The 24,789-nt window shown below is 66.7% G+C and carries 22 protein-coding genes; 11 read left to right on the top strand and 11 right to left on the bottom strand.

What is annotated here, in order from left to right; genetic code table 11:
• Positions 1 to 73 precede the first annotated feature (73 nt).
• From ACCQ05_RS07620 to ACCQ05_RS07590, 7 genes are all read left to right on the top strand, one after another.
• On the top strand, positions 74 to 502 hold the full coding sequence (locus ACCQ05_RS07620) for a MarR family winged helix-turn-helix transcriptional regulator (protein ID WP_228962255.1): 429 nt from the start codon (positions 74 to 76) through the stop codon (positions 500 to 502).
• Positions 499 to 1,722 carry an MFS transporter gene (locus tag ACCQ05_RS07615; protein ID WP_372393414.1) on the top strand — a complete coding sequence of 408 codons (1,224 nt, stop codon included), beginning with the start codon at positions 499 to 501 and terminating at the stop codon, positions 1,720 to 1,722. Before ACCQ05_RS07620 ends, ACCQ05_RS07615 begins: the two co-directional genes overlap by 4 nt.
• 398 nt (positions 1,723 to 2,120) lie before the next feature.
• Entirely contained in the window at positions 2,121 to 4,496 is a 2,376-nt protein-coding gene (locus tag ACCQ05_RS07610; protein WP_372393413.1) for a TonB-dependent receptor, read from the top strand.
• Between the two features lie 244 nt (positions 4,497 to 4,740).
• On the top strand, positions 4,741 to 4,986 hold the full coding sequence (locus ACCQ05_RS07605) for a hypothetical protein (RefSeq protein ID WP_372393412.1): 246 nt from the start codon (positions 4,741 to 4,743) through the stop codon (positions 4,984 to 4,986).
• Between the two features lie 355 nt (positions 4,987 to 5,341).
• Positions 5,342 to 7,156: a S8 family peptidase gene (locus ACCQ05_RS07600; RefSeq protein WP_372393411.1), complete on the top strand. Its 1,815-nt coding sequence runs from the start codon at positions 5,342 to 5,344 to the stop codon at positions 7,154 to 7,156.
• A 1-nt stretch (position 7,157) separates the two neighbouring features.
• Positions 7,158 to 7,784: a hypothetical protein gene (locus ACCQ05_RS07595; RefSeq protein ID WP_372393410.1), complete on the top strand. Its 627-nt coding sequence runs from the start codon at positions 7,158 to 7,160 to the stop codon at positions 7,782 to 7,784.
• Positions 7,785 to 7,951: 167 nt separating this feature from the next.
• Positions 7,952 to 9,733 carry a S8 family serine peptidase gene (locus ACCQ05_RS07590; protein WP_372393409.1) on the top strand — a complete coding sequence of 594 codons (1,782 nt, stop codon included), beginning with the start codon at positions 7,952 to 7,954 and terminating at the stop codon, positions 9,731 to 9,733.
• A gap of 205 nt (positions 9,734 to 9,938) precedes the next feature.
• On the opposite strand, the gene ACCQ05_RS07585 is transcribed toward ACCQ05_RS07590, so the two are convergent.
• Positions 9,939 to 10,142, bottom strand: a complete 204-nt coding sequence (locus ACCQ05_RS07585) for a hypothetical protein (protein WP_104540112.1) — start codon at positions 10,140 to 10,142, stop codon at positions 9,939 to 9,941.
• A gap of 212 nt (positions 10,143 to 10,354) precedes the next feature.
• On the opposite strand from ACCQ05_RS07585, the gene ACCQ05_RS07580 reads away from it, so the two are divergent.
• A complete protein-coding gene (locus tag ACCQ05_RS07580; protein WP_372393408.1) occupies positions 10,355 to 11,263 on the top strand; it encodes an AraC family transcriptional regulator in 909 nt (302 codons plus the stop codon).
• A gap of 145 nt (positions 11,264 to 11,408) precedes the next feature.
• On the opposite strand, the gene ACCQ05_RS07575 is transcribed toward ACCQ05_RS07580, so the two are convergent.
• From ACCQ05_RS07575 to creD, 8 genes are all read right to left on the bottom strand, one after another.
• Positions 11,409 to 11,897, bottom strand: coding sequence for a (R)-mandelonitrile lyase (locus tag ACCQ05_RS07575; protein WP_372393407.1), 489 nt, complete (start codon positions 11,895 to 11,897; stop codon positions 11,409 to 11,411).
• A 423-nt stretch (positions 11,898 to 12,320) separates the two neighbouring features.
• A complete protein-coding gene (locus ACCQ05_RS07570) occupies positions 12,321 to 12,842 on the bottom strand; it encodes a transcriptional repressor (RefSeq protein ID WP_372393406.1) in 522 nt (173 codons plus the stop codon).
• 13 nt (positions 12,843 to 12,855) lie between these two features.
• A complete protein-coding gene (gltX, locus tag ACCQ05_RS07565; RefSeq protein WP_372393405.1) occupies positions 12,856 to 14,259 on the bottom strand; it encodes a glutamate--tRNA ligase in 1,404 nt (467 codons plus the stop codon).
• Between the two features lie 70 nt (positions 14,260 to 14,329).
• Positions 14,330 to 15,421, bottom strand: a complete 1,092-nt coding sequence (locus ACCQ05_RS07560) for a DUF3616 domain-containing protein (RefSeq protein ID WP_372393404.1) — start codon at positions 15,419 to 15,421, stop codon at positions 14,330 to 14,332.
• Positions 15,422 to 15,565: 144 nt separating this feature from the next.
• On the bottom strand, positions 15,566 to 16,462 hold the full coding sequence (locus ACCQ05_RS07555; protein WP_372393403.1) for a carbon-nitrogen hydrolase family protein: 897 nt from the start codon (positions 16,460 to 16,462) through the stop codon (positions 15,566 to 15,568).
• A gap of 86 nt (positions 16,463 to 16,548) precedes the next feature.
• Positions 16,549 to 17,160 (bottom strand): GNAT family N-acetyltransferase, encoded by a 612-nt coding sequence (locus ACCQ05_RS07550; protein WP_372393402.1) that lies wholly within the window; start codon positions 17,158 to 17,160, stop codon positions 16,549 to 16,551.
• A gap of 43 nt (positions 17,161 to 17,203) precedes the next feature.
• Positions 17,204 to 17,623 (bottom strand): hypothetical protein, encoded by a 420-nt coding sequence (locus ACCQ05_RS07545; RefSeq protein WP_372393401.1) that lies wholly within the window; start codon positions 17,621 to 17,623, stop codon positions 17,204 to 17,206.
• 8 nt (positions 17,624 to 17,631) lie between these two features.
• Positions 17,632 to 18,951 (bottom strand): cell envelope integrity protein CreD, encoded by a 1,320-nt coding sequence (gene creD, locus ACCQ05_RS07540; protein WP_372393400.1) that lies wholly within the window; start codon positions 18,949 to 18,951, stop codon positions 17,632 to 17,634.
• 435 nt (positions 18,952 to 19,386) lie between these two features.
• Here creD and ACCQ05_RS07535 point away from each other — a divergent pair, with 435 nt between their 5' ends.
• A complete protein-coding gene (locus ACCQ05_RS07535; RefSeq protein WP_372393399.1) occupies positions 19,387 to 20,199 on the top strand; it encodes a C1 family peptidase in 813 nt (270 codons plus the stop codon).
• A gap of 118 nt (positions 20,200 to 20,317) precedes the next feature.
• Here the strand turns inward: ACCQ05_RS07535 and creC are convergent, their stop codons facing one another.
• Positions 20,318 to 21,766, bottom strand: coding sequence for a two-component system sensor histidine kinase CreC (gene creC / locus ACCQ05_RS07530; protein ID WP_372393398.1), 1,449 nt, complete (start codon positions 21,764 to 21,766; stop codon positions 20,318 to 20,320).
• A gap of 49 nt (positions 21,767 to 21,815) precedes the next feature.
• Positions 21,816 to 22,520 carry a two-component system response regulator CreB gene (gene creB, locus ACCQ05_RS07525; protein WP_372393397.1) on the bottom strand — a complete coding sequence of 235 codons (705 nt, stop codon included), beginning with the start codon at positions 22,518 to 22,520 and terminating at the stop codon, positions 21,816 to 21,818.
• 152 nt (positions 22,521 to 22,672) lie between these two features.
• Between creB and ACCQ05_RS07520 the strand changes: the two genes are divergently transcribed.
• Both ACCQ05_RS07520 and ACCQ05_RS07515 read left to right on the top strand, forming a co-directional pair.
• Positions 22,673 to 23,581 (top strand): 23S rRNA (adenine(2030)-N(6))-methyltransferase RlmJ, encoded by a 909-nt coding sequence (locus ACCQ05_RS07520; RefSeq protein ID WP_372393396.1) that lies wholly within the window; start codon positions 22,673 to 22,675, stop codon positions 23,579 to 23,581.
• Between the two features lie 410 nt (positions 23,582 to 23,991).
• Positions 23,992 to 24,534 (top strand): GNAT family N-acetyltransferase, encoded by a 543-nt coding sequence (locus tag ACCQ05_RS07515; RefSeq protein ID WP_047697449.1) that lies wholly within the window; start codon positions 23,992 to 23,994, stop codon positions 24,532 to 24,534.
• Positions 24,535 to 24,789: the final 255 nt, after the last annotated feature.

The raw sequence follows: 24,789 nt of genomic DNA, 5'->3' as shown, positions 1-24,789 counted from the left end.
GATTCGCTCCCAGCCGCGCTTGCCAATACGTGCATATGCACGCAAAGTGCAGGGTATCCGCGTGGAGCACCCCATGTCCGAGACCAGCCGCTGCACCTGCTTCCACTTGCGCCGCGCCGCACGGCGCACTTCGCAGGTGTACGACCACGCGTTGGCGCAGGTGGGACTGAGCCTCAACGAGTATTCGATCCTGCGCCGGCTCATCGAGCCGCAGTCGCTGGGGGCTCTGGCGCACTCGTTGGGCATGGATCGGACCACGCTGACCCGCAACCTCAAGCCGCTGCTGGAAGCGGGCTGGGTGCAGTCACGTCGCGGCGAGGATGCGCGCCTGAAGCTGGTGGCCTTGAGTCGCAGCGGGCGCGGGCTGCTGGTGCGCGCGTTACCGCATTGGCAGCGCGCGCAAACGCAGCTGGAAACGCTGTTCGGTAGCGCGGCTACCAAACAGCTGCATGCCAGCCTGATGCAGCTGGATGCGGCCCTGGACGCAGGGGCGGCCGCATGAACACATCTGCGAGCGCACGCACCAGCGCGCAGTGGGGGTTGCTGCTCACCGCCTCGGCCATGCTGATGCTGACCATGGGCGCGCGCCAGACCACCGGCCTGTTCGTGGAGCCGATCCATCGCCAGACCGGGATCGGCATCGCCTCGATCAGCTTCGCGCTGGCGGTGGGCCAACTGGTCTGGGGTGCGGTGCAGCCGGTGTTCGGCGCGATTGCCGATGCGCGCGGTCCATTGCCGGTGTTGCTGGTGGGCGGCGTGCTGCTATCGCTGGGCCTGGGACTGAGTCCGTGGATGGCCAGCGATTGGGGACTGATCGTCTCGCTGGGGGTCCTGGCCGCCGCCGGTGCGGGTGCCGGCAGTTTTTCGGTGCTGATCGGCGCCACGGCCAGCCGTATTGCGCCGGAGCGGCGTTCGTTCGCGGCCGGGCTGATCAATGCCGGCGGTTCGCTCGGCCAGTTCGTGTTCGCGCCACTGGTGCAATCGATGATCGGCGCCGCCGGCTGGGCCAGGGCGATGACCGGACTGGCAATGATTTCATTGCTGACATTGCCGCTGGCGTGGCCGCTGCGACGGCGCTCGTCTGCGATCGACGCGCGCACATCGATCGCAAACGAGGGCATCGGCTTGCCTGCGCAATTGCATCTGGCCATGCGCGATCGTAGTTACTGGTGCCTGCACCTGGGCTTTTTCACTTGCGGGGTGCATATCGCGTTCCTGGTCACGCACCTGCCCGGGGAAATCGCCCTGTGCGGCCTGCCTGCCAGCGTGTCGGCGCTGTCGATCGCCTTGATCGGCCTGTTCAATGTGGCCGGCAGCCTGGTCGCCGGCAAACTCGGCGAATACGTGCGCATGAAGTGGTTGCTGTGCGCCCTGTATGCCAGCCGTGCGCTGCTGATCGGTGCGTACCTGGTCGCGCCGCCGACGCCGCTGACCTTTTATCTGTTCGCCGCAGCACTGGGCTTCACCTGGTTGGGCACGGTACCGCCGACAGCCGGCCTGATCGGCAAACTGTTCGGCCCGCGCTACCTGGGCACCTTGTTCGGGCTGACCTTGTTGTCGCATCAGATCGGCGGCTTCTTCGGTGCCTGGCTGGGTGGACTGGCGCTGGAGCGCTTCGGCGATTACAGCTGGATGTGGTACGCCGACATGCTGCTGGCAGTAGTGGCCGCACTGATCAACCTGCCGATCCGGGAGGCGGCTCCGGTCCGCGCAGCGGCGTAAAACAGGCGCAAGCGCGCCTGCCTATCGGCCTGCGTGCAGCGACATCGCTGCGCCATCGCATGATGCCTGGCAGCGCCTGCGCAAAGGCGATCATGCCGCCGGGATGGATCCATCGGCTGCCGCTATGGTTCGCGCTGAACGGCCCCACACGCCGCCCGATAGCGACACGCGCGCACTGCGCAGGTGCTACCTGGCGCCTTGCCGCGTTGATCGATGGCGAGCATATCGCCCGCGCCGAGTGCCGCAGCGCACAACAGGTTTTGCAGGCAACTCCGTTAGAACGATGGAGCGGCATGGGTCGCGATGTCGCACGACTGATCCCGCCATGTGCTGGCGGTCACCCTTTGCACGCGTGCGCGCACTGCCGCCAGCTGCGACGTCATCCCAGGAGAGCTTTCATGACCGCATCGATGCCCCGCTATGCCCTGTCCCTTGCCATCGGCGCCCTGCTTGCGCCTGCCGCGCACGCGCAGACGTCCACCGCCGAGCCGCGCAGCGACGCCACCACGCTGGATGCGGTGATCGTCAGCGGAACGGCGCGCTTCAAGGGCCTGGCCAAGCGCGATGCCAGTTTTTCGATCACCACCGCCAGTCCCGAGCAGATCCAGCAGGCCGTCCCGCAAAGTACCGCCGACCTGTTGAAGATCGTGCCGGGCGTGTGGGCCGAGCCCAGCGGTGGCGGCACCGGCGCCAACATCTTCGTGCGCGGCATGCCCTCCGAAGGCGATGCGCCATTCGTGACCATGCAACTGGACGGCGCGCCGCTGTTTCCGCCGCCCACGCTGTCGTTCCTGGAAAATTCCACGCTGTTCCGGGTGGACGATACCGTCGAGCGCATGGAAGTGCTGCGCGGCGGCTCCAGCCCGATCTTCTCCAACGGCCAGCCCGGCTTGACGGTGAACTTCATCCAGAAGAAGGGCCAGGACGAACCGGAAGGCAGTGTGCGCCTGACTGGCGGCAACAACGCGCTGCGCCGCATCGATGTGTTCAACAGCGGCCCGATGGGCAATGGCTGGTACTACAGCGTAGGCGGTTTCTTCCGCGAGACCGATGGCGTGCGCGCCCCGCAGTTCTCCGCCGACAAGGGCGGCCAGTTCAGTGCCACCTTGAGCAAGCGCTGGGACAGCGGCGAGCTGTCGTTCTACGCGCGCCACACCGACGACAACAACGCCTTCTACACCGCGATCCCGCTGCTGTCGCGCAACAACGGCAACGACCTGTCCAGCTTTCCCGGTCTGAACGCGCAGACCGGCACCTTGCTTGGCCGCGATTTCCGCAACGTGGATCTGCTGGTCGGCCCCAACGGCCAGAGCCTGCAACGCGACCTGGCCGACGGGCGCGGCGTCAACATCGATGTGTTCGGCGGCGAATTGAATTGGGAAGTGGGCGACTGGACCATCGCCGATCGCTTCAACGTGATGAGTGGCAGCGCGCCGACCCATGCGCTGTTCACCGGCGACGCACCACTGCGGTTGAGCGACTTCATTGCCGGCTACGGCACCACCGGCAGTGGCAGATTCAGCAACGGCGGCGGCGCGGTCGATCCGGATCAGCAAGTGCTGGAAGCCGGTTGGTGGTCGGTGGACAAGCGCCTGAATTCGGTCACCAACGATCTGCGCCTGAGCCGCGAGCTGTTCGCCGGCAACACGCTGACCGTAGGCACGTATTACGCCAAGTATTCCTCGGCCGACACCTGGTACCTGGGCAACACCATGCTGCTCACCGCACAGAACAACGCGCGCCGCATCGACGTGGATCTGGCCGATGGCCGCCAGGCCACGCGCCAGGGTTTCACCAGCACTGCGTTCTTCAACCTGCGCGCCGACTACGACGGCGAGAACATCGCCGCCTTCGTTGCCGACGAATGGGAACTCAACGAACGCCTGCGCCTGGACCTGGGCGCGCGCTACCAGCGCCAGAGCGTCACCGGCAATGTGCACGACACCCGCACCGTGGATCTGGACGGCAACCCGGCCACGCTCTACGACAACGCCACATCGCTGGCGCTGGCGACCACCCGCCGCATCGATCAGGACGATGAGGCGTTCTCGTGGACGGCGGGCCTGAACTTCAAGCTCAACGACAGCAACAGCCTGTTCGCGCGCGTCAATTCCGGGGTGAAGTTTCCCGGCTTCGACAATCTGCGCGATGGACAGACCCGCGTGCAGGAAGTGGACCAGTACGAGCTGGGCCTGAAATCGGGCGCCAGCAGCTACGACCTGTATCTGACCGCGTTCCACAACACGTTCAAGAACTCGCCGTTCCAGGCATTCCTGGCCAATGGCGAAAACTTCACTGCGGTGGGCGATTCGCGCGCACGCGGCCTGGAGGTGGAAGCAGCCATCCGCCCGTTCGGTGGCTTCGAGCTGGCCGGCACAGGCGTGTGGCTGGATGCGAAATATCGCAACTATCGCGAGTTCACCGGCAACCAGGTGATGCGCCAGCCAAAGCGGCAGTTCCGGCTGACGCCGAGCTACTACTGGATGCTGCCGTTCGGCGACCTGAAAGTGTTTGCCACCTATTCCTACATCGGCGACCGCTTCGCGGACCTGGCCAACAGCCAGCGCCTGCCCTCCTACGACATGCTGGATATCGGCGCCAACCTGCACGTAGGCGACCATTGGGAAGTGACCGCCAGCGGCAGCAATGTGACCGATACGCTGGGCCTGACCGAAGGCAATGTGCGGGTGCCCGGCGCGGCCACCGGCGGCGTGTTCATGGGCCGGCCGATCGCCGGGCGGCAATACCAGATGTCGGTGGCGTATCGCTGGTAGGTCCATCGGCGACTGGCCCGCGCAGTGACGCGATGCCACTGCGCGGAGCCTCGCAACAGGCCTCGCGCTGCGGTTGTCGCCATGCATCCTTGTCTTGAGCCAGGTATCGGCGACGGTCGTTGCAGTGGTTGCGAAACACCCTGCGCAGCGAGCCTGCCAGCTTCTGTATGACGCGTGCAGTGCAGTCAGGTGATGGCCACTGTCTCGCAGCGGAAGCCGCTGCGAAGCAGAACGACGCCTCGCGATGTATTATTTCGATCGATACGATCGCATCTGGAAAATTCTTCGACGGCATCTGTGCGAAAAACTTCGCATGCACCGCACAAATCTGCATGCCAACCATAAACTGCGCGATGTGTCACGCAGGCGGCGTACGTCGCGTGCCTTGCAGGCAATGATTTCCCCATCTTTAATCGAGGCGTTGACGCTGCAGATGCATCGCCAACATCGGCTGCGTCGCGGCGCACAGGGGAGCCGACGAACCATCTGACTGCATCCACTCCATCGCCGGACCGATGCGCTGTGTAGCTCTCTTGGGATAAACGGACATGACTCCTGTCGCTGCCGCTGCTGGACTGCTTCTTCTCGCATCCCGTCATCGCCGCACGCCGGCGGCCATCCTGTGGTGCAACCCGCCTGCAGGCGAGGTTGCCTGACGAGCGTTTCCTGACCCGGGCGATCGCGCCGGGCCTTTCGACCGAAACCACATCTTCCGGCTCCAACGACTCGGGCCTCACGGGCGCGTCCCGAGGGAGTGGCGCAGCTGCAACGGCCGATCGTGCGATCGACCGAACGGAGGACCGTGTCGCTTCGACCGCGCCTACCCTTGACTGGAATCAAACGGAATGAACTCTTTTCGCAGGCAATCCCTCGCACTGTCGATCGGCGCCCTGTTGATCGGTAGCAGCTCACTCTCGGCGCTGGCTACACCACCGGTCACGGCCGCCACCAGCAATGCAATCAATGCCATTACCGCTTCCGCCAGATCCCAGGGTAGCGACCCCTTGTATCGCTATCAGTGGCATCTCTCCAACCAGGGCCAGGCCGTGATCGGCGACAGACGTCCGGTGCCCGACGTGGATCTGGACGTGGATATCCTGCACGGCTTGAACATCCCCGGCCGCGGCGTGCGGGTCGGTGTGGTGGACGACGGGCTGGAGCTACGCCATGAAGACCTGGCCGACAACATCCTGCCAAACGGGTCGTACAACTTTGGCGATGGATCCCACGACACTACGCCCGTCGATCCGGATAACGGCCACGGCACTTCTGTTGCAGGCATCATCGCGGCGGTCGGCTGGAATGGACGTGGCGGGCGCGGCGTTGCGCCCGACGCCTTGCTGGCCGGGTTCGACTTTCTGGCCCGAGCATCGTCCAACAATGATGCAAGCGTCCGCTACGGGTGGGGCGATGGGCCGGAAGCGCGCACCATCGATATCTTCAACAATAGCTGGGGATCGCTGCTGCCGTCCTACCCCGATTTTCCGGTCGAGGAACAGCGGTCCTGGGAGGCCTTGATGCGCTCGACGCGCGGCGGCCTCGGCGGCATCTACATCAAGTCCGCAGGCAACAGCTTCAAGCGTTTTCGCATACGCGATACGGATGGACGCATCGTCAACATCTGCAGCGAACTTTCGCGTTCATTGAACGTTGGCTGTTCGCTGAGCAATGTCGACTCAACAAACAATCTGCCTGGCACCATCGTTGTCGCCAGCGTCGATGCCAGCGGGCATCGCGCCTCGTACTCGTCCTCCGGCTCCGCATTGTGGATTTCAGGCCTGGGTGGCGAGTTCGGACGTCAGCGCAAGTTCTATCCCAACGCGGCGCTGCTGTTCGGCGCCGATACGGCGCCGTTCGCCTACGATCCGGCCATCGTCACCACCGATCTCAGCGGCTGCAACGCGGGCGACAACGTGGACGACTCCTTGGTCGACAATGCCTTGGACGGCAGCAAGTCCAAGATCGATGCGTCATGCAACTACAACGCCATCATGAACGGCACATCGGCTGCTGCACCCACCGTCTCTGGCGTCGCGGCCCTGATATTGAGCACAAACCCGAGCCTGAGCGCGCGCGACGTCAAGTACATCCTGGCCAAGACCGCGCGGCAGGTCGACCCCTGGCAGCCTGCTGCGGTCTACCAGGGGAGCGTGATCGACCCAGGCTGGATCACCAATGCGGCAGGACACCGTTTCAGCAACTGGTACGGCTTCGGCCTGGTCGATGGCGCCGCAGCCGTTTATGAAGCAAGGTACTTCAAGCCACTGCCTCCGGTCCGCGATACCCAATGGGTCGCATCCACTGCTGCCGCAAGCCAGATCGGCGGCCCCGCCCGGCCAGCCAAACAACGCATCCGCATCACCCAGGCCATGAAGGTGGAAGGCGTGCAACTGTCGCTTGCCACATCGCATCGCACTCCGACCAATCTGCGCGTGGTGCTGGAATCTCCCAGCGGAACGCGTAGCTACGTCCTCACGCCGTTCTCGATACTGGACCCGGCCGCTTATGCGAAGACCGGGTTCTATCTCGATCTCACCTCCAGCAACGCATTTCTCGATGAGCGGGCGCAAGGCGTCTGGACCCTGGAAGTAACGGACATGACCGAGCCGACATCCACCGCAGCACTACAGAACTTCAAACTTCGCATCCTGGGGCACTGACATGAAGACCACATTTCTCAGCTCGGCATTGATCGCATCATTGGCTACCTGCGGTGTCGCTTACGCTGGCCAATACATGGATGCGCAGGCGCTTAGCGCCGCGGCCACTGGCGAGCGCTTCAAATCCGGACGCGATACGTACCGCATGCTGCCCGGCACGGTGGTGTCGGACCCGGTCGCCAATGACCCCACCGACGTTGCCCCCCGGCTTGCCGCACAGGCGCGCACCGCCAGCGCAGCGACCATCGATGGCAAGGTCGCCGCGCGGATCGGCCCGTATGCCGTGATCCTTCCGTCCAGCAGTGCTGCACGCAACGCGTCCACGCTGGCCTCCCCGTCCACAGCCGCCGCGGAACGTCCACTCGCCGCGGCGGTGAACGAGCGCAACGGACGCGTGGTGCTCGTGCAACCGCAACTCAGACTGACCAACACCACGCCAACCAGCGCTACTGCGTTGGCAAGCAGCTCCGGTGGACGCATCGTCTACACCTCCACGATCGATCACAGCGCGGTGATCGCCTACCCCTCAATCGAGAAAACGCAACAGGCATTGAGCCGACTGCAGGGCATTAGCGGCAGCGTGCAGATCTCGATGGTGGTGGCGCAGTCGGTCATGCAACCAATGTAGCTGCCTTTCTCAAGCGCAGATCCATACCTGCAACCTTGCCCTACCGTTCAACGCCACGACGGCGACCGCCGAGCATGGCTGGCTTGCACTGCAGGCGAGCCGGCCACGATCTGCCATGCGCGCTGCTGTGATCGACAAGCCTTCCCCGGCATTGACTGGAGCCACCCATGCGTATTTCACCCAGACACGCGCTTTCGCTGCTGATCGGCGGTGGCTTCATCGTGACTGCTTCCCAGCCGGCAGCCGCCGCGAATCCTGCAGGCAGCGCAGCGGCAACTTCCCAGGGGAGCGACCCACTGCTGCGATACCAATGGCACATTTCCAATCACGGGCAGGCCGTCATCGGCGATAGCCGCCCCGTGCCAGGAGTCGACATGGATGTGGATCTCCTGCATGCCTTGGGCATCCGTGGCAGGCACGTCAAGGTTGCCGTCGTGGACATCGGCCTGGACATTCGCCATGAAGACCTGGCAGCAAACGTGATTCAGAATGGCTCTTACAGCTTCAGGGACGGCTCGCACGACCCCACTCCCACCAACGGGGACGATCACGGCACTGCCGTTGGCGGCATCATCGCAGCGGTTGGATGGAATGGCCGCGGCGGGCGCGGCGTCGCACCGGAGGCTTCGTTGGCCGGGTTCGACTTCGGTGAGTGGTCGGTCACCGGTCCGGCGTCGGTTCGCTACTTTTGGGGAGACGGACCCGAGTCGAAACGCATCGACGTCTTCAACAATAGCTGGGGCAGCTTTACACCGTTTTATCAGGACTTCCCCGTCGAAGACCAACGCATGTGGGAAGCATTGATGCGCTCGACCCGTCATGGCCTGGGCGGCGTTTACACCAAGGCTGCAGGCAACAGCTTCAACAATCTGTTCGGCAGTGATGCTGGCGGAAACCCGATCGACCTGTGTCAGGACATTGCGCGCGCGTTGAAAGTGGGTTGCGCATTGGCCAACCTGGAGATTCTCGCAAACCTTCCAGGCACGATCGCGGTTGCCAGTATTGATGCCCAAGGTAAGCGCGCCGTCTACTCGTCGCCGGGGTCGGCGATCTGGATCTCGGGTATCGGCGGGCTTGTCGGGTATCAACGTCAGTATGCTCCCAACGCGGAGCAAGAGCTGGGCCCGCTGCGGGGCCGGTTTGCGTACGATCCTGCCATCGTCACGACCGACTTGGCCGGCTGCGATCAAGGCTCCAATGCCGATAGCAACGGCCCGGCTGTCAATGCACTGGACACCAGTACCTCGGCCATCGATGCAACGTGCAACTACAGCGCGCTCATGACAGGGACTTCGGCCGCCGCTCCCACGGTGGCAGGGGTCACTGCGCTCATGCTGAGCGTCAATCCGCGCTTGAGCGCACGTGACGTCAAGTACATCCTGGCCACGACCGCACGCCAGGTCGATCCGTGGCAACCACCGGCGGTCTATCGGGGCAGCGTGATCGATCCAGGCTGGATCACCAATGCCGCCGGCCATCGTTTCAGCAATTGGTACGGCTTCGGCTTGGCCGATGCTGCGGCTGCCGTCTACCAAGCCCGCTACTTCACGCCGTTGCCTGCCGTACGCGATACCCAATGGGTGACATCGACAGTCGCTCCCAGCCAGATCGGCGGCCCTGCGCGTCCGGCCAAACACCGCGTCCACATCACACAGGCGATGACGGTGGAAGGCGCGCAACTCTCCTTTGCCACATCGCATCGCAACCCGACCGACCTACGCGTGGTGTTGCAGTCGCCCAGCGGTACGCGCAGCTATGTACTCACGCCGTTTTCGGCGCTGGATGCCCGCGCCTACGCCCAGACCGGCTTCTATGTCGACCTGACCTCGAGCAACGCGTTTCTCGACGAGCAGGCGCAAGGGGCGTGGACGCTGGAAGTCGCCGACATGAGCGACCCAACGACCGAGGCCGCGCTGCAAAACTTCAAACTCCGCATCCTGGGACACTGAGCCGGCGGCCGCGCGGCCCTGTCGTATCCATGCCAGGTCCGAACAGGCGAAGGCATCCTGTCGCAGCTGGAGCTCCGGCTGGATCGGCACCTCCTGCAGGCCGGCGTCTGCGACGAGCACGCCCGCTTCGATCAGAGCGCCAGGCTCTACGGGCTGCGCCACGCGCAGGGATCAGGATCGCGCGCTATCCCTGCGCGCCGAACCGTCAGCGCCCGGCGCGCCGCAGCCGCTTGTGCAGACTGCGACGCTGCGCATCGCTCAGCAGGTGGCCGTGCGTGGTCAACAGCCCAACGATCTGCAGATGTGCCTGCTCGGTGCGGCGGGCGAGCTCGGCGGTGGCAGCGGCTTCGAGCCGTTTCCACTCGGCGGGGCTGGTCGGCGTCGGCAGGATCGAAGGTTTGGCGGGCATTGGGCGCTGCAGACACTGGCGGGAAGGCCATGATACGGCCCGTACGTGAGCGCCCTATCATCGCCGCCGCGGGCATTGCATGGGCCGCGCCGTTGACCGACACCGGCCGCGTGCCCGGCTCGGCGGTGGGTTCCTTGGCGTCTGCATGACCGGCGCTCTTGTACGATCGGCCCATCGCGGCCAGGCCGCCTTGGACCATCGACGGGTTCCGCATGTCTTCGTTGACCGAGCTGAGCACCCTGCTACTGCGCCACGCACCTGCCGACGGGATGCATGCCACCCCGATCGCCGGGCTGCAGATCATGCGCAGCTCCACCCGCACAGTGTCCATCCCTACCATCTACACGCCGATGCTGTGCCTGGTGGCGCAGGGGCGCAAACGGGCGATGCTGGGCGCGCAGGCGTTCCACTATCACCCCGAGATGTATCTGGTGGCCTCGGTGGACCTGCCGATCGTCGGCTCGGTGATCGAAGCCAGCGCCGAGCAACCGTATCTGTGCTTCTGCCTGGACCTGGACACGGCAATCCTCAGCGAGCTGGCCATCCACCATCCCGAGCTCGCCGAGCCGCAACGCGAAGCCGCGCCCGCCGGGCTATTGCTCAACCGCAGCACGCCTCAGCTGCAGGACACCGCCGTGCGGCTGGCGCGTCTGCTCGACCAGCCGCACGAAATCGCCGCGTTGGCCCCGCTGGTGACGCGCGAACTGCTGTACCGCCTGATGGCCGATCCCGCCAACGCGGTGGTCCGGCAGATGGCGGTCGCCGACAGCCGGCTCAACCAGATCTCCAAGGCCATCGTATGGCTGCGCGAACACTATGCGCAGCGCTTCAGCATCGAACAAATCGCCGACCTGTCGGCGATGAGCCGTTCCACCTTCCATGCGCATTTCAAGGCAGTGACCTCGATGACGCCGCTGGAATATCGCTCGCACCTGCGCGTGCACGAGGCGCGCCGGCTGATGGTGGCCGAAGCGCTCACCGCTGCCGATGCCGGCTTCCGGGTGGGCTACGAAAGCGCCTCGCAGTTCAGCCGCGACTACGCGCGCATCCTGGGCGAGCCGCCAGCGCGCGATGCGCAACGGCTGCGCGCCAGCACGCCCACGGCCACCGAGCTGGCGTGAGCACGGCCAGCCGCCCTGCGCGAAGATAGCGCGCCAACCACACTCGGGTTGCGGCGCGCCCGCGCGGTGGTCGCGCACGCGGCGCCAGTGCGCTGGCCGCCACGTCGCCCGCATCGCGGCATCGCGCTATCGGCGGGCGGCTCGCTCAATCGGCGGCGTACTGCGCATCCGTTACCTGCTCCAGCCAGGTGACCGGCGAGCCATCCACGGCCTCGGCGATGGCGATATGCGACATCGCCACGGTCGCGTTGGCGCCATGCCAATGCTTGACGCCCGGCGGAATCCACACGATATCGCCGGGGCGAAGCTCCTGCGCCGGCTTGCCCCACTCCTGCACACGCCCGGCGCCGGCAGTGACGATCAACGTCTGCCCCAGCGGATGCGTGTGCCATGCGGTGCGCGCACCCGGCTCGAAGGTCACGGTGGCGCCGCCGACCCGCGCTGGCGCATCGGCCTGGAACGGTGCATCGATGCGCACCTTGCCGGTGAAATACGCGGCCGGGCCCACCGCCGATGCGGCGCTACCGGCCTTGTTCACGCGGATCGGCGCGCTCTTGTCGGCGGCAGGGGCCTCGAGGGCCGGCGTGGTGGCGGCCATCATCGTCAACGACATGACCGTGGCGGACAGATGCATTGCAGTGCTCCTAGAGTGTGATGTGCGCGGCGTCGACCATGTGTCTTCCGACCACGGTCAAGGCCATGATCGATATCGCCGACGGCAGCCGGAAGCGATGCCCGACGTGCGGGTCAAGGGGATTGCACGAGGCCTTCGATCCAGCTGCCTGCACTGTAGCGCGCATGGCATCCGGCAGTTATCCCCCAATCACGCATGCCGTTAGAAACAGCATGCATCAATGCAGGCGCGACGACCATGCGCTGCCGGCCGCCGCGCGTTCGAGGCACACGCGGGCTGGACTGTCCGCACCGGCGCGCGCGCTTCATCCACCCGTGGCAACTACGATGCCGGGCCTGGTCACCGACCTGTTGCCGCACCCGCGCGCACGCATCACCGGCTCCATGCAACGCGCCGACGCCGCGCCACGCGTCACTGCTGGCGTCAGGCCGGCAGCGCCGACTCCACCACTGCACACTTGGCGCACAGGCCATGCACTTCCAGCGTCTGCGCCTGCGGCTGGAAACCCAGCGCCTTGGCGCGCGCTTCCAGCTGCGACACCACGTCGCGGTCTTCCAGCTCCACCGCGCTATGGCAGCGGTCGCAGATCAAAAACGGCACCGAATGCTGGGCGCTGTTGGGGTGATGGCAGGCGACGAAGGCATTGACCGACTCGAGCTTGTGCACGAAGCCGTTGGCCATCAGGAAATCCAGCGCGCGGTACACCGTTGGCGGCGCATCGGCGCCCACGCCCTTGCCTTCGCGCACCCAGTCCAGCAGTTCGTAGGCCTTGACCGGTTTGCCGGCATCGGCGATCAGCCGCAGCACGTTGGCGCGGATCGGCGTCAGCCGCAGGCCGCGCTCGCTGCAGGCGCGCTCCACCGCGCGCACGAAGCTGTTGGCGTCGTCGACGTGGTGATGCGGTTCGGTGCAGGCATGCTCCTGCGTGTGGGTGTGCTTGGTCATACAGGCTCCGGCGTCAGGCCGCTCCTATCTTGATGAGTGCCGCATCGATGCGTTTCAAGGCACCCTCGCGGCCGGCCAGGTACACCGTCTGCGAAATGTCCGGGCTGACCTGGGTGCCGGTGATGGCCACGCGCAGCGGCTGGGCCACCTTGCCCATGCCCAGTTCCAGCGCCGCGGCGGCATCGTGCAGCGCGGCCGAGACGCTCTCCACGGTCCATTCGCGCTGTGCCGCCAGCAGCTCGCGCGCCTTGCCCAGCGGCACTTCGGCACCCAGCTTCAGGTGCTTGATCACCGCCGCCTCGTCGTAGACCTCCAGCGGCCGGTACCAGACCACGGCCTTTTCGGCCATGTCCTTGAGCGTCTGCACACGCTCGCGCAGCGCCACCACCACATCGGCAGCGGCCGGGCCATCGGCCACGTCGATGCCGAGCTTGCCCAGCTGGTATTCCAGCTGCGGCGCGATGCTGGCCGGGTCGTCGGTCTTGAGATAATGCTGGTTGACCCAGCCGAGCTTGGCCATGTCCAGCCGCGCGGCCTTGGAATTGACGTCGGTGATGTCGAACAGGTCCAGCAGCTCCTGGCGGCTGAACAGCTCCTGGTCGCCATGCGACCAGCCCAGGCGGGCCAGGTAGTTGATCAGGGCGTGCGGCAGGTAGCCGGCGTCCCTGTACTGCATCACGTCGGCCGCACCGGTGCGCTTGGAGAGCTTGGCGCCCTCCTCGTCCAAGATCATCGGCATGTGGCCGAAACGCGGCACCGGCGCACCCAGCGCTTGGTAGATGTTGATCTGGCGCGGGGTGTTGTTGATGTGGTCGTCGCCGCGGATCACCTCGGTGATGCCCATGTCCCAGTCGTCCACCACCACTGCGAAGTTGTAGGTGGGGTAGCCGTCCGGGCGGAAGATCACCATGTCGTCGAGCTCGCTGTTGGCGATCTCGATGCGGCCCTTGATCAGGTCGTCGAACACCACGCTGCCGTCGAGCGGATTCTTGAAGCGGATGACGCGGTTGGGGTCGTCGCGGTGCGGAAGGTTCTGCTCGCGGGCGGCGCCGTTGTAGCGCGGCTTTTCCTGTTTGGCCATCGCCGCCTCGCGCATGGCGTCGAGTTCTTCGCGGGTCTCGTAGGCGTAATACGCCTTGCCCTGCGCCAGCAGCTGCTCGGCCACTTCCTGGTAGCGCGCGATGCGCTGGGTCTGGTAGATCGGGCCTTCGTCGTAGTCCAGGCCCAGCCAGTCCATCGCTTCCAGGATGGCGTCGATGGCCGCCTGGGTGCTGCGTTCGCGGTCGGTGTCTTCGATGCGCAGCACGAACTGCCCGCCGCGACGACGTGCCTCCAGCCAGCAATACAGGGCGGTGCGGGCGCCGCCGATATGCAGGTAACCGGTGGGGCTGGGGGCAAAGCGGGTGCGGCAGGTCATGGAGCGCTCGGGCAAACGTGGGATGGGCCGATTTTACCTTGCGCGGCGCGGCCCTGCCCGGCCCGCCGGTTCAGCGGTTGCGCAGCAGGTCGCCGTACACCACGCACTCGCCGCCGCTGCGCGCCGGGCCGGGTGCGTCGTACAGCACCAGCCAGCTGGGCGTCTTGCCGGCCAGCTGCGGCGGCAGGTTGCAGATCGCCTCGGCGCGGTCGCTGTCGGTGCCGTGCGGCAGCACGGCCGCCTCCAGCAGCGTGTGCTGGAAGCGCACCGGTTCCCGGTTGGCGGCCAGTTGCTTGCGCGCGTCCGGCCATTTGAATAGGCGGATCTCGCCGTTCAACACCATGGTCGGCCCGGCCAGCAGGTATAGATCGTCGCCGGAGTAATGCAGGTCGCGCACGCCCAGGCCACCGAGTTGCAGGAAGTGCTTGCGCAGCAGGGTGCCGTCTTCGTCCAGCGGCGCCAGGCGCAGATGATCGCCATGCGCCTCCACCTGGATTTCCAGCAGCGCCGACCAGCCACGCAGCACCGGCCCGCGCAGGCCCAGCAACAGGCGCTGTCCATCGGCCACGATGCCTTCGATATCGAAGCCGTTGTCCTTGCCGGGAATCTTCAGGAACGGGCCGAAATGCGGATCGTCGGCCAGCAGCTCGGTGAGCTGGTTGTGCTTGGCATCGCCCTTGAGCCGCAATGCGCGGCGGCCGTCGGCGGTCTGCCGCACCAGCCGCGGCGTGCCGTCGTCGTCGCGTTCGACCGGCAGGCAGGCCAGCAGGCGGCGGTTGGCATCGAGCTTGAGCTTGGTCAGGCGCTTGGCGTTGTCGGCGTCGTCGCGGCCGGGCTTGGCATTCTTGCGCTTCAACCCATGCGAGCCGACTACCCACAGATACCCATCCGACAACCCCATGCCTTCCAGGTCGGCTTCCTCGGCGTCTTCGCCCGGCAGGTCCAGCAGCTCGGCCAGCGGAAAACTCTGCCCCTGGCCGAAGCGCAAGGTCTCGCGCTGGCCGGGCGGCAGCCTGCGCAACCGGTCCACCGCGCAGGCTTCGTCGCCGGCCACCCACAGCCAGTCGTCGGTGAACGCCGCGCCGGAAAGATTGCTGTGCACCAGTGCGCCAGGCGTGAACTCCAGCCGGACGCTGCGCGGAATCAGGGTTTTCTTGGCCATGAGCGGGTGGGCGACCTTACGGGAGAAGACCGCCAGTACACCACGACCGCGGCATTGGTGGGCGCTGGCGTGACAGTGCGGACAGAGGCGATGTGGCGCTGAAGCCAGTCCCTGGCCCACTCCACCGCCGCGATCGACGCAGGCTCACTCCCACGCGGCCAGCCGGGCACGCGCCAGATCCGCCGCCCACTGCCCGGGCCAATCGCGGTCGTTGGCCACCTGCGCCTGCGCGCGGCTGGCCTCGAAGGCATCGACATCCAACGCCGCATACGCCCACACCGTCTCGCCTGCGGTCTGTGCCAACACGCCGTCATCCGGGAAGCCCACGTCCATCGGCGCGAACACCGCCGCCTCGCCGGTATTGATATCCAGCGCCGGGCTCCAGGGCGCCTGGCCGGCGGTGACCGACTGGGCGACGAACATGCGGTTTTCCAGCGCGCGCGCCAGACAGCCGATGCGTACGCGGGTGGCGCCAGCGGCGGTGTCGGTACAGCTGGGCACGATCAGCAGGCGTGCACCGGCCTCGTACTGCGCGCGCACCGGCAGCGGGAATTCGCTGTCGTAGCAGATCGCGATCGCCGCGCGCACGCCATCGACGTCGAACACCTTGAGCGCATCGCCCGGCTCGATCAGCCCGGTGGCCTTTTCGAAACCGGTGAGTTGCAGCTTGTCCTGCCAGCCGTGACGGCCATCGGGGGTGAACCAGTCGCTGCGATTGCGGTAGCGGCCCTGGCCCGTATCCAGCAGGAAACTGCCGGGTACCAGGTGCAGCCGGTGCTGGCGCGCCAGGCCGGCGAAGAGTTCGAGCCATGGCGCGCGCAAGGCCTGGATGGCGGCCAAGGATTCCGGCAGACCGGCAGACACCTGCGTGCCGAAGGTCGCGCCCAGCTCCAGCGACAGGTATTCCGGCAGCACCGCCACACGGGCACCGGCCGACGCCGCCTCGCCGATCAGGGCCGACATGCGCGCGGCGAACGCGTCGAAATCCGCAGGCTTGCCGATCGGATACTTGGCAACGGCGATGGTGAGCGGCGTGTTCATGGGCGGGGTCCTGTGGCGGCAAGTGCGGAGACACATGCAGGCCGGCACGGTAGCGGCCTGCGACGACGCAGACGGTGCGAGCGCGGCTAGTCTGCCAACGCGCGGGTCCACACGCTCAAGCTGTGGTCGATCTCGCCCAACTGCAACTCTGCCCACGCCAGCCGCACCTGCATGTGCGGCTGCGGCGCATAGCCGCGCTTGCGCCAGAACGCATCGTTGGGACGGTAATCGGCCGGCTTGCGCGGATCGTCTGGCGCACGATCCACCGAGCAGAAGGCGGTCAGCGCAAAGCGTCCCAGCGCCCGCGCATGTGCCTCGCGGCGATCGAAGAACGCGTGGCCGATGCCACGCCCGCGATACGCAGGCAGCAGCACCGACTCGCCGAAATAGAACACGCTGGCCGGGTCGATGCCGGCTGCGCGGAACGGTGCGTGGAAGGCATCGCTGTCGTCGAGCAGCGGCAGGCCGGTGGACGCACCGACCACCGCATCGCCATCGCGCGCCAGCACGAACACGCTGTCCGGCGAGGCCGCATACGCCGCCAGATAGCCGCGTTCGTAATCGGCATCGCCGTCGTACAGATACGGCCATGCGCGAAACACCGCGATGCGCAGCTGCGCCACCGCATCCAGGTACGGCAACACCGCGTTGCCGCTCACCGCTTCAACACTGAGGGAAGCACCGGTCATGCCGGCCATGGTAAGCGAGCCGAGCACATCGTGCCCCCCACGCCACCGCGGCTCAGCGCAACCAGCTAGGGTGGCGACGCTGCGTGGCAACCGGCTGTTGCCACATCAACCACACCGCGGCCTCTTCCGCGGCCACCAGCACCCCGAGCAGCGCATCGCTGCTGCGGGCCCAGTAACTGCCATCGCTCAGGCGCTGCCATGGCCCGTAGCGACGCTGCACCGTGGCTCCGGCCTGCAGCTGTTGCCGCGAGGCCTGCAAGAACGCGCAACCGCCGCTACGTACCGCCTGTACCGTGCCCTGGTGCAAGCGCAGGCCAATGACGCCGCGGCGCCCCTGCCCGGCCAACGGCAAGGCCGACAGCGCCGAGCATTCCCACGCGAGCGGTGGCGCTGCGGGAAGCAGCGCCACCGTCTCGATCCCGGCGGGCAGCAGCCGCTGCGCCCGCCGGACCAGCTGTCCCTGCGTCCTCATTACCGACCTCAGCGCAGGCTGTTGCCAAGCTCGTACCAATCCAGCTTGCGGGTCACCCACATGATGCTGGCCAGGATGCCGAACAGCAGCAACGAACCCATCAGCAGCGCGTTGTCTTCGGAGATCAACAGGCTGTACAGCACGCCATACAGCGCGGTCAGCATCGCCGAGAATCCCGCTGCCCGCCCCCAGCTGCGCAATACCCCGGACAGGTAGAAGAACTGCAGCCCGATGCACGCGGCCGCCGACACCAGATACGCCTGCCAGAACGCGATGTGTTCGGAGAGGCTGAGCAGCAGCAGGAAGAAGATCGCCAGCGCCAGGCCGACCAGCAGGTATTGCAACGGATGGATCGGCAGGCGCTTGATCAGCTCGAACAGCACGAAGGCCACGAAGGTCAGCACCACGAACAGGATGCCGTACTTGCTGGCGCGGTCGGCCTGGGTATAGACGTCCACCGGATCGACCAGGCGCACCTCCAGCATGTCCAGCCCGGACTGGCTGGACTGCAGCTGGGTCTGTGCGCCGGTCGCCAGCGAGGACAGCGACCAGCTGGCATCGAAACCCTTCGGCCCGATGCTGGGCGCGTTGGGCAGGAACCGACCACCGAAGGACGGGTGCTGCCAGGTGGAGCGCAAGGCGATCTCGTTGTTGTCGGCGATCGGTGCGATGGCCAGCCGGCGGGTGCCGTCCAGCACGAACTGCATGTCCACCACATTGCCCGCCTGCAGCCGCCCGGCCACCGGATCGGCCAGCGGGCTCAGTTCGGCGTGCACGCCCGCCGACCGATCCGCCAGCGCGCCGGCACCGCTTTGCAGCGCCACCGCACGCCCGTCCACCTGCAGCCGCGGCGTGCCGACCAGCCCGCGCACATCGGAAATGCCCACCGCCAGATGCGGCTGGCCGTAGACGCGGGTGGGCACGGCGGCGTAGTCCAGCGGTTCGTATTCGGCGTGCAGCGTCGCTTTCCAGGAATACACCTGCACGCGGTACAGGCCCACTTCGCGTACCGACGGCACCATCTCACCGCTCAGTTTCAGGCTCCGCGGGGTCTGCAACAGCGCACCCTCGCGCTTGCGCCACACCTTGCGCTGGTTGCCCTGCTCGTCCGGCTCGGTCACCTGGACCTCCTCTGTGTAGGGCAGCACGCGCACCGGCGCGATGAACTGCTGCTCGCCGGCCTTGCTCTGCGCCACCCGCTCCACCGCCTCGTCGCGGTAGCGGGCACGGTCCTGTACCGCGCCACGAATCAGCAACAAGGGAATCAGCAACAGCAGGATCAACCCGCCGATGGTGGCGAAGCGCAACAACAGTTTCAGGGATTTCATCGACCGTCCTCAGTCTGGAAGGTGCTCAGACTGCGCCGTGTCGGTGATGGGGGTTTGAGGCGAATTTGAAGCGAATGTGAAGTGGCCGCTGCGCTGATACGCGCCGGCACTGTGACGCAGTGAGGGAATACGAAGATCCATCGGCGCAAGTGCAACCCAGGCCCGCAACCTGCTTCCGTTTCCTCGACGGCACTTCGCATCGCCACTGCGCGTGGCAGCGGCAGGCGCAACGATGCGCCTGCAGTTGCGTGCTGCAGGTTCGTATCTTCGGTTTTCATGTTGTTCTGAGCACGGCTTTCCAGTCCCGTCCTTTTCCAGACGTTCGTTACTTCGCGCGCGCCACATCGGCGCCGTCGTATCCGTCTGCCCACTGGCCGCCCGTGGCTCCACCCCTGCGTCGACTGCATTCCTCTCTTAGCCTGGAGTTTGTCAGCCATGAACACCCAACGTTCGCTCGTGCTCTGCCTGCTCGTGTCCCTGAGCCTGTCGTCTGCTGTCGCGCAGGCGGCAACGCACGGCATGGGCCTGAAACCATCGTCGTTGATGCAGCCGGTCACCCCGCTGTTCGGCACGGCGAGCGCCGCCAAATCGCTGCCTGCGACGGTGGACCTGACCGCCTGGGCGATCCCGCCGGGCGACCAGGGCCAGGTGAATTCCTGCGTATCGTGGGCCACTGCCCACACCCTCACCGGCTGGTATGCCACCGCCAACAAACAGGCGCAGACCCGCTTTGCCCCGATGTATCTCTACAGCCAGGTCAATGGCGGCGTCGATGACGGTTCCAGCTTGGAAGCGCCGTTGGACGTGGCGCTGGCGCAGGGCATCGACACCGAGCAGCATTATTCGTGGGGCAACTACAACTGGAAGAACCCGCCCACCGCCACCGACCGCGCCAACGCGGCCAGGAACCCGACGCCGTACCGCAAGTACACGGTGCTGTATTCGGGCAACGGCAACGGTGGGCGTGCCCTGATCGAGCAGATCAAGCTTGCGTTGGCTGCGTCCACGCCGGTGGTGATCGGCTTCAATGTCCGGCAAGGCTTCGAGGATCTCTCGCCGAAGAACCAGGTCGATTACGACATCACCACGCCGCTCCTGGGTAGGCATGCAGTGATTGCGCTGGGCTACGACAGCGAGGGATTGCTGATCGAAAACAGCTGGGGCACCGAGTGGGGCACCAAGGGCTTCGGCAAGCTGGCGTGGTCGGTGGTGGCCAAGGACGTCACCGGGGCAGACGTGGTGCACTGACGCGCCGCGCGCGACGATCCATCGTTGATCCACATGCGGCATGTGCCACCACGCATGCCGCAACTGCCAGACTGCGGCAATCGTCCGCCGGCCTGGTGCGCACGCCACGCGATGCGCTTCAACCACGAGGCAGGCGCAGTGCCGCCACCGCGCCGCCGCCGTCGCGATTGCGCAAGGCCACCTCGCCGCCGTGCAGGCGCGCCACCTCGCGCACGAACGGCAGGCCCAGACCGGAACTGCGTTGCCCGGTCTGCGGGCGGGCCAGCGAGTAGAAGCGCTCGAACACGCGTTCGATCGCGTAGTCCGGCACGCCGCTGCCGCGGTCTTCGACCAGCAGCTGCAGCTGCGCGTCCTGCACTTGCGTGCGCAGGGACACGCTGCTGCCCGCCGGTGAGAACGCGATGGCGTTTTCCAGCAGGTTGATCAGCGCCTGCCGCAGCAAGAAGGCATCGCCGTGCACGGCCTGGCTGCCGGCCGCCAGGCCTGCGGCATCGATCTCGACCTGGACCCCGGCGCTGGCAGCGCGTTGCGCTACGGCATCCACCGCCGCCTGCAGCAGGCCGGACACGGCGATGCGCTCGCGCGTCTGCAGCCAGCCGTGCTGTTCCACTTCGGCCAGCGCCAGCAGCTTGTCGATGGTTTCGGTCAGGCGCTGTTCCTGCGCGCGGATGCTGGCGACGAAGTGCTGGCGGTCGGCCTCCGGCAACGGCTCGGTGAGCAGTTCCGAGGCGCCGCGGATCGCCGCCAGCGGGCTTTTCATCTCGTGTGTCAGCGACTGCACGTACTGCTCCACGTAGGCCTTGCCTTCCAGCTTGCGGCGCATGGTTTCCAGCGCCTGGCCGAGGTCGCCGATCTCGTCGCCGCGCGGCTTGGGCGGCGGCACCGGGATGCCGGCGCTCACCGCCTGCGCATAGCGATTGAGCCGGCCGATGCCGCGCATCAGCCACCAGGTCATCGCGATGCCGATCACTGCGGAAATGCCGATCAGCCAGGCGCCGCGCTGCAGGATGTTGCGCTGGCTGGCCTCGATGAAGGGATCGATGCTGCGATTGGGCTGGGCCAGGGTCAGCACGCCGATCAGTCTTTTGCGGTCGTCCGGCGCATAGATCGGTGCGGCCACATGCATCACCGTCGCGGTGGGGTCGCCATCGATCTCCGGGCTGGAACGCGCACCGTATTCGCCGCGCAAGGTGCGGTAGACATCGTTCCAGCGAGAATTGTCGCGGCCCACATCGCGGCCCAGCGAATCGAACACCACCACGCCCCGCGCATCGGTCACGGTGACGCGGTAGTCCACGTTGTTCTTGCGAAAGCGCCACACCCAGGCCTTGGGGTCGCGCTGCTGCGCCTGCGCCAGATGGCGGGCGAAACTGCCGCTGGCAATCGTGCCTTGCGCAAGCTCGGGGCCGGCCATTTCGGCCAGCACATTGGCCGCATCCACCAGCGTGGATTCCATCGCCTGGCGCACGCCGGGCTTGACCTCGTTGACGAATACCCGCATCACGAAGAACGCGGCCAGCCCGACGATCAGGAAAAACCCCAGGAACAGCTTGAGCCCGAGCCGCATCTCAGCGCACCGCCCGGGTGATGCACGCTGCCCTGCGCAAGGTCATCGGCTACAGCTCCAGCGCGTAGCCGAGGCCACGGTGGGTGCGGATCGGATCGGCCGGCACGCCGGCCTGGCGCAGCTTGCCGCGCAGGGTCTTGATATGCGTGTCGACAGTGCGGTCGGCACTGTCGGCGCTGGCGTCCCAGCCTCGGTCCATCAACTGCGCGCGGCTGAGGATGGCGCCGGGACGCTGCAGCAATGCCGCCAGCAACGCGTATTCGTAGCGGGTCAGCGGCAGCAGGGCATCGCCATAGCGGATGCGGCTGCCCTCGCGGTCGATCGCAAAGGCGCCATGCGGTTGCCAGCCGGGTTCGGCCGCCGCTGCCACGCTGCGGCGACGCAGCCGTGCCCGCACCCGCGCCACCAGCTCGCGTGGGGAGAACGGCTTGGCCATGTAGTCGTCGGCGCCCAGCTCCAGCCCCAGCACGCGGTCGATTTCGTCGTTGCGCGCGGTGAGGAAGATCACCGGCACCTCGCTGAAGCTGCGCAGGCTGCGGCAGACCTCGAAGCCGTTGATGTCCGGCAGGCCCACATCCAGCACCACCAGATCGGCCGGCTCGGCACGCAGCCGCGCCAGCGCCTCGCGGCCCAGCAGGCAGTGGTCGGGCGCATAGCCTTCGCTGCGCAGCGCATACAGCACGGTATCGGCGATGGCGGCCTCGTCTTCGACGACGAGCACGCGGACGGGAGTGTCGGACATGGCGCGCAGCATAGCCGCAGGCGTGCACGATCTATAGCGCCGACGCAGCGCGCGCGGTTCCCCGCCAGCGCAACCCTTCGCCGGCGCCGCCCTCGCCGGCTGCAGCAGACCGCAGGCGACCGCGCATCCCAGCGCAAACCCCCGCGCCCGCTTACACTGCCGCGATGAACTATCGCCACGCCTTCCATGCCGGCAACCATGCCGACGTGCTCAAGCACATCGCCTTGCTGGCGCTGATCGACTCGCTCAAGCGCAAGGACACCCCGTTCTTCGTGCTCGACACCCACGCCGGGCGCGGCCGCTACCTGCTCGGTGGCGAGGAAAGCCGCAAGACCAGCGAAGCCGATGCGGGGGTGATGCGGTTGATGGCCGTATCCACCCTGCCGGAGGTGGTCGAGCGCTACCTGCGCGCGGTGCAGGCCGACAACCAGCCCGCCGCGCGCGCCGCCGCCCCCGGGCAGAAGCCGGCGCGCCCCACCGCCGGCATCCAGCTCAACCATTACCCCGGCTCGCCGCTGCTGGCCGCCCAAGCGCTGCGCGAGCAGGACCGCATGGCGTTCTGCGAGCTGCAGCCGGACGAAGCCCAGGCACTGAAGCACCTGTTCGACAAGGACAGCCGCGTACGCGTGCACGCCGGCGACGGCTATGCGGCGATCCGCGCCTTCCTGCCGCCGCGCGCGGGCGACACCAGGATCGGCCGCGGGCTGGTGCTGATCGACCCGCCCTACGAAGCGCAGGATGCCGAGTATCCGCAGATCATCCACAGCGTGCGCGAGGTGCTGGCGCGCTGGCCGCAGGCGATCTGCATGGTGTGGTACCCGATCAAGCTGCGCCGCAGCCTGCAGCCGTTCATGCGCAAGGCCGCCGCGCTGCCGGCCAAATCGGTGCTGGTGGCCGAGCTGCAGGTGCACCCGGACGACTCGCCGTTGCGCCTGACCGGCAGCGGGCTGCTGATCGTCAACGCGCCCTGGCAGTTCGACCAGGTGCTGGCGCCGGCCTTGCCCGTACTGAAGCAGCATCTGGGCGAACCCGGCGCCTCCACCCGGCTGGAGTGGCTGCGCCAGGACGCCTGATCGGCCGCCGGCCGTGGTGGTGGCCGATGGCAGCCGGAACGGCTGGACGCTGTGCTGCGGTCGGCGGTCGGCGGTCGGCTGCCGGCTGTCACCGCGCCAGGCAGGTGACGCAGACTCCCCTGCATGCGCTGCACGGCACCACCGGTGTACCCGGCCGCTGGGCTGCCCGCGCGGCCGCGAGGATGCTGCGCGGCGATAGTACCAGTGCGGCGTGGCAGGCCACGCGTCGACGGGCCACGCCCCTGCCAACGCCGGTCCCGGCACTCTCACGACTGGCTCACGGCTCGGCTCGTTACAGTTGCGTGGGAAGCACTGCCACCCCTCGTTGGCTCTCAGCGACGCACCGGATTCATTCACGGTCGCGCGCCGGGCTGGTGCCAGAATCTTCCGATCTTTAAGGAATACCGGTCATGGCCATCCGCAATCGCATGCCTCCCTGGCATGAAAACTTCAGCCTGCCCAATGGCCGCACCCTGTTGCTCCGCCCGATCCGTCCAGAGGACGGCCCGCCGCTGCAAGGGGCATTCAGCCTGCTGGGACCGGAGGAGATCCGCGCGCGCTTCGTGCGCTCCTCCGCCGAGATCACCCCGGAGATGGTGCAACGCCTGACCCATCCCAACCCCAAGAGCGAGATCGTGCTGGTCGCCGCCGAGCAGCTGCCGCCGGGCGAAGCGCTGGTCGGCGCGGTGGCGCGGGCAGCGCTGGTGCCGGGCACCCGCCAGGCCGAGTACACCATCCTGGTCAGCAGCTTCGTCGCCGGCCAGGGGCTGGGCCGGCAGCTGATGCGCAAGCTGGTCAAGTGGGCGCGCCGCAAATATCTCGATTGCCTGTTCGGCGACGTGCTGCAGAGCAACGTGCCGATGCTGCAGCTGGCCGAATCGCTGGGCTTCAAGCCGCAGGCGCATCCGGACTCTCCGGAGCTGGTGCGGATGGTGCTGGAGTTGGATGCCTGAGGGGCTGGGATTCGGGATTCGGGATTGGGGATTCGTGAAAGCGGATCGCGGTTATGGATGATCGGGGCTCAGGTTTTGCTGCATCACGGGAAATCCACTTTCCGGGGCGGCCTGGCGTTCCTCGACGGGACGTTGCGAAACCCGCCGAGAGGATCGCTGTGCTGACGGGAGCGCTGTGTTTGGCTCATACCACGGCGCCCCGTAAAACCATCTGGCGCGGTGTCCTCGCCGCTTGCGGGACCGTGTGGCGGCATG

Source organism: Xanthomonas sp. NCPPB 3582, assembly GCF_041475735.2.
Taxonomy (GTDB): domain Bacteria; phylum Pseudomonadota; class Gammaproteobacteria; order Xanthomonadales; family Xanthomonadaceae; genus Xanthomonas; species Xanthomonas codiaei.
This window is presented reverse-complemented; position numbering and strand designations above follow the sequence as displayed.

Excerpts from the sequence above, each read along its gene's own strand:
- ACCQ05_RS07620 (WP_228962255.1), top strand. The coding sequence starts at position 74 with ATGTCCGAGACCAGCCGCTGCACCTGCTTCCACTTGCGCCGCGCCGCA.
- ACCQ05_RS07555 (WP_372393403.1), bottom strand. The coding sequence starts at position 16,462 with ATGAACACGCCGCTCACCATCGCCGTTGCCAAGTATCCGATCGGCAAG.
- ACCQ05_RS07615 (WP_372393414.1), top strand. The coding sequence starts at position 499 with ATGAACACATCTGCGAGCGCACGCACCAGCGCGCAGTGGGGGTTGCTG.
- ACCQ05_RS07610 (WP_372393413.1), top strand. The coding sequence starts at position 2,121 with ATGACCGCATCGATGCCCCGCTATGCCCTGTCCCTTGCCATCGGCGCC.
- ACCQ05_RS07570 (WP_372393406.1), bottom strand. The coding sequence starts at position 12,842 with ATGACCAAGCACACCCACACGCAGGAGCATGCCTGCACCGAACCGCAT.
- creC (WP_372393398.1), bottom strand. The coding sequence starts at position 21,766 with ATGCGGCTCGGGCTCAAGCTGTTCCTGGGGTTTTTCCTGATCGTCGGG.
- ACCQ05_RS07575 (WP_372393407.1), bottom strand. The coding sequence starts at position 11,897 with ATGCATCTGTCCGCCACGGTCATGTCGTTGACGATGATGGCCGCCACC.
- gltX (WP_372393405.1), bottom strand. The coding sequence starts at position 14,259 with ATGACCTGCCGCACCCGCTTTGCCCCCAGCCCCACCGGTTACCTGCAT.
- ACCQ05_RS07535 (WP_372393399.1), top strand. The coding sequence starts at position 19,387 with ATGAACACCCAACGTTCGCTCGTGCTCTGCCTGCTCGTGTCCCTGAGC.
- ACCQ05_RS07515 (WP_047697449.1), top strand. The coding sequence starts at position 23,992 with ATGGCCATCCGCAATCGCATGCCTCCCTGGCATGAAAACTTCAGCCTG.
- ACCQ05_RS07545 (WP_372393401.1), bottom strand. The coding sequence starts at position 17,623 with ATGAGGACGCAGGGACAGCTGGTCCGGCGGGCGCAGCGGCTGCTGCCC.
- ACCQ05_RS07595 (WP_372393410.1), top strand. The coding sequence starts at position 7,158 with ATGAAGACCACATTTCTCAGCTCGGCATTGATCGCATCATTGGCTACC.
- ACCQ05_RS07585 (WP_104540112.1), bottom strand. The coding sequence starts at position 10,142 with ATGCCCGCCAAACCTTCGATCCTGCCGACGCCGACCAGCCCCGCCGAG.
- ACCQ05_RS07550 (WP_372393402.1), bottom strand. The coding sequence starts at position 17,160 with ATGGCCGGCATGACCGGTGCTTCCCTCAGTGTTGAAGCGGTGAGCGGC.
- ACCQ05_RS07520 (WP_372393396.1), top strand. The coding sequence starts at position 22,673 with ATGAACTATCGCCACGCCTTCCATGCCGGCAACCATGCCGACGTGCTC.
- ACCQ05_RS07605 (WP_372393412.1), top strand. The coding sequence starts at position 4,741 with ATGTATTATTTCGATCGATACGATCGCATCTGGAAAATTCTTCGACGG.
- creB (WP_372393397.1), bottom strand. The coding sequence starts at position 22,520 with ATGCTGCGCGCCATGTCCGACACTCCCGTCCGCGTGCTCGTCGTCGAA.
- ACCQ05_RS07580 (WP_372393408.1), top strand. The coding sequence starts at position 10,355 with ATGTCTTCGTTGACCGAGCTGAGCACCCTGCTACTGCGCCACGCACCT.
- ACCQ05_RS07590 (WP_372393409.1), top strand. The coding sequence starts at position 7,952 with ATGCGTATTTCACCCAGACACGCGCTTTCGCTGCTGATCGGCGGTGGC.
- creD (WP_372393400.1), bottom strand. The coding sequence starts at position 18,951 with ATGAAATCCCTGAAACTGTTGTTGCGCTTCGCCACCATCGGCGGGTTG.
- ACCQ05_RS07560 (WP_372393404.1), bottom strand. The coding sequence starts at position 15,421 with ATGGCCAAGAAAACCCTGATTCCGCGCAGCGTCCGGCTGGAGTTCACG.
- ACCQ05_RS07600 (WP_372393411.1), top strand. The coding sequence starts at position 5,342 with ATGAACTCTTTTCGCAGGCAATCCCTCGCACTGTCGATCGGCGCCCTG.